General features: G+C 70.5%; 4 protein-coding genes and 1 pseudogene. All 5 read left to right on the forward strand.

The window, feature by feature from the left end; translation table 11 throughout:
• Positions 1-423 (forward strand): annotated as a pseudogene (locus tag OOZ63_RS28740) (branched-chain amino acid ABC transporter permease); the annotation flags it as partial.
• Positions 420-1,187, forward strand: a complete 768-nt coding sequence (locus OOZ63_RS28745) for an ABC transporter ATP-binding protein (protein WP_266009288.1) — start codon at positions 420-422, stop codon at positions 1,185-1,187. The pseudogene OOZ63_RS28740 and the gene OOZ63_RS28745, both read left to right, overlap by 4 nt.
• The gene (locus OOZ63_RS28750) at positions 1,184-1,894 is read left to right on the forward strand and encodes an ABC transporter ATP-binding protein (RefSeq protein ID WP_266009290.1); all 711 of its coding nucleotides are present in this window, start codon (positions 1,184-1,186) and stop codon (positions 1,892-1,894) included. Before OOZ63_RS28745 ends, OOZ63_RS28750 begins: the two co-directional genes overlap by 4 nt.
• Before the next feature lie 10 nt (positions 1,895-1,904).
• On the forward strand, positions 1,905-2,837 hold the full coding sequence (locus tag OOZ63_RS28755; RefSeq protein ID WP_266009292.1) for a 3-keto-5-aminohexanoate cleavage protein: 933 nt from the start codon (positions 1,905-1,907) through the stop codon (positions 2,835-2,837).
• 17 nt (positions 2,838-2,854) lie between these two features.
• On the forward strand, positions 2,855-3,020 hold a 166-nt coding region (locus OOZ63_RS29355), incomplete at its 3' end, for an SDR family NAD(P)-dependent oxidoreductase (RefSeq protein WP_266009294.1).

Raw genomic sequence — 3,020 nt, forward strand, 5'->3', positions numbered from 1 at the left:
TTCTTCGGTTACGCCGTGTCGGATGCGACGCAGGCCTGGCTGCTCTACCAGGGCGTGCTGTTCGTGCTGGTGATGATGTTCATGCCCGAGGGCCTGGTCGGCCTGGGCGGCGCGGCGGCGCGCCGCGTGAATCAGTTGGGAGCGGCGCGCGCGCTGCCCCTGCTGGGGCTGTGGCTGCTGGCGGTGCTGCTGCTGGCGGCCGGCACGGTATTCCTGGTCGAGCTGCTGCAGCGCCTGTGCTCGCAGGACTACCGCGCACTGGCGCGGGCCGCGGCCGACTGGCCGCCGGTGACGATGTTCGGCCGCGGCTGGGCCGCGCTGAGCCCGGCCACCTGGATCTGGCCGCTGGGCCTGCTGGCCGGCGGCGGCGGCCTGCTGGCCTTCTCGCAACGGCGCCTGCGGGGCAAGGAGGCCCGGCCATGAACGCTCCCATCCTGCAACTGCGCGGCCTGGCCAAGTCCTTCGGCGAGACCGAGATCATCCGCGGCGTCGACCTGGAGCTCGCGCCCGGCGAACGCCGCGCACTGATCGGGCCCAACGGCGCCGGCAAGTCGACCCTGTTCCACCTGATCTCGGGCAACCTCGCGCCCAGCGCCGGCGCGATCGCCTTCCAGGGCCGCGACATCACCGGCTGGGCGCCGCAGCGCATCAACCGGCTGGGGCTGGCGCGCTCCTTCCAGATCACCAACATCTTCCCCAAGCTCACCGTGTTCGAGAACATCCGCCTGGCCGTGCTGCGCCAGCAGCCGCGGCCGACGGCCTTCTGGCGCCGCGTCGACCGGCTGCCGGGCCTGCGCGAGGCCACCGAGGCCCTGCTCGAACGCGTGCGGCTGCAGGACCGCGCGGCGGGCCTGGCCGGCGAGCTGAGCTATTCCGAGCAGCGCTCGCTGGAGATCGCGATGACCCTGGCCTCCGACCCGCAGCTGATCCTGCTGGACGAACCGATGGCCGGCATGTCCGGCGAGGAGACCGACTACACGATGGAACTGATCCGCGAGGTGACGGCCGGCCGCGCGCTGCTGATCGTTGAGCACGACATGGACGTGGTGTTCAAGCTGGCCGACCGCATCAGCGTGCTGGTCTACGGCCAGCTCATCGCCACCGGCACGCCGGACGAGATCCGTCGTCACCAGGGCGTGCGCGAGGCCTATCTCGGCGAGGAAGCCGGCGAGGAGGTGGCGGCATGAGCGAGCTGCTGAAGGTCGAGAACCTCAACGCCCATTACGGCAAGAGCCATATCCTGCAGGGCGTGAGCTTTGGCGTCGGCCAGGCCGAGGTGCTGAGCCTCTTGGGCCGCAACGGTTCGGGCCGCTCCACCACGCTGAAGGCCGTGATGGGCCTGGTGCTGCCCAGCGGCGGCAGCGTGCGCCTGGCGGGCCGGCAGCTGGCCGGCGCCAAGCCCAACCAGATCTGCCGCGCCGGCCTGGCCTATGTGCCCGAGGAGCGCGAGGTGTTCGCCAACCTCACCGTCGACGAGAACCTGCGCATGGGCGAGCAGCCCGGCGCGGCCGGCGCTCCGCGCTGGACCGTGCAGCAGATGTTCGACTACTTCCCGCGCCTGAAGGAGCGCCGCCACACCCGCGCCGGCAGCCTCTCCGGCGGCGAGCAGCAGATGCTGACGATCTGCCGTTCGCTGCTGGGCAACCCGCGCGTGATCCTGATCGACGAGCCCACCGAGGGCCTGGCGCCGATGATCGTGACCCAGGTCGGCGAGTGCATCAAGGACATGCGCGCCCAGGGCGTCTCGGTGGTGCTGGTCGAGCAGAAGCTCGCCATCGCGCTGAAGGTCTCGGACCGCGTCTGCGTGATGGGCCATGGCCGCATCGTCTTCGAGGGCACGCCGCAGCAGCTGCAATCCGATCCCGCCCTGCTGGCCCAGTGGCTGGCCGTCTGAAGGAAACTCCATGTCCGACAAAGTCATCATCTCCTGCGCCGTCACCGGCTCGGTCCACACGCCCACCATGTCGCCCCATCTGCCGCTGACGCCGGAGCAGATCGCCGCGCAGGCGATCGAGGCCGCCGAGGCCGGGGCAGCCATCCTGCACCTGCATGCGCGCGATCCCGCCGACGGCCGGCCCACGCCGGATCCGGCCGTGTTCGACCAGTTCGTGCCGCGCATCAGGGCCGCGACCGACGCCGTCATCAACATCACCACCGGCGGCAGCACCCGCATGACGCTGGAGGAGCGCCTAGCCTATCCGCTGCAGGCCGCGCCGGAGATGTGCTCGCTGAACATGGGTTCAATGAACTTCAGCATCCACCCGGCGGCGCGCAAGTACCAGCAGTGGCTGCACGACTGGGAGAGGCCTTACATCGAAGGCATGGAGGACATGATCTTCCGCAACACCTTCCGCGACATCCGGCACATCCTCCAGGTGCTGGGCCGCGAGCGCGGCACCCGCTTCGAGTTCGAGTGCTACGACGTGGGCCACCTCTACACGCTGCGGCATTTCGTCGACGAGGGCCTGATCGAGGGGCCGATCTTCCTGCAGTGCATCTTCGGCATCCTCGGCGGCCTGGGCACCGACCCGGAGAACCTGGTGAGCATGCGCACGACGGCCGACCGCCTGTTCGGCCGCGACGGCTACCGCTTCTCGGTGCTGGGCGCGGGCCGCCACCAGATGCCGCTGCTGACCATGGGCGCCGTGATGGGCGGCCATGTGCGGGTGGGGCTGGAGGACAGCCTCTACCTCGGCCGCGGCCAGCTGGCGCGCAGCTGCGCCGAGCAGGTGCGCAAGATCCGCCGCATCCTCGACGAGCTCTCGCTCGAGATCGCCACGCCCGCCGAGGCCCGCGCCATGCTGGCGCTCAAGGGCGCCGGCGCCGTCAACTTCTGAAACCCATCCGGACCCTCATGAAGAAACTCCTGCAAAACCGCGTTGCCCTGGTCACCGGCGCCGGTGGCGGCCTGGGCCGCGCCCATGCCCTCGAACTGGCGCGCCATGGCGCGCGCGTGCTGGTCAACGACATCGCCGGCCAGGACTTCGGCGCCGCCGCGCGCGCCGTCGTCGCCGAGATCC

It is taken from the genome of Paucibacter sp. PLA-PC-4 (assembly GCF_026241155.1).
Lineage (GTDB): Bacteria > Pseudomonadota > Gammaproteobacteria > Burkholderiales > Burkholderiaceae_C > Roseateles_E.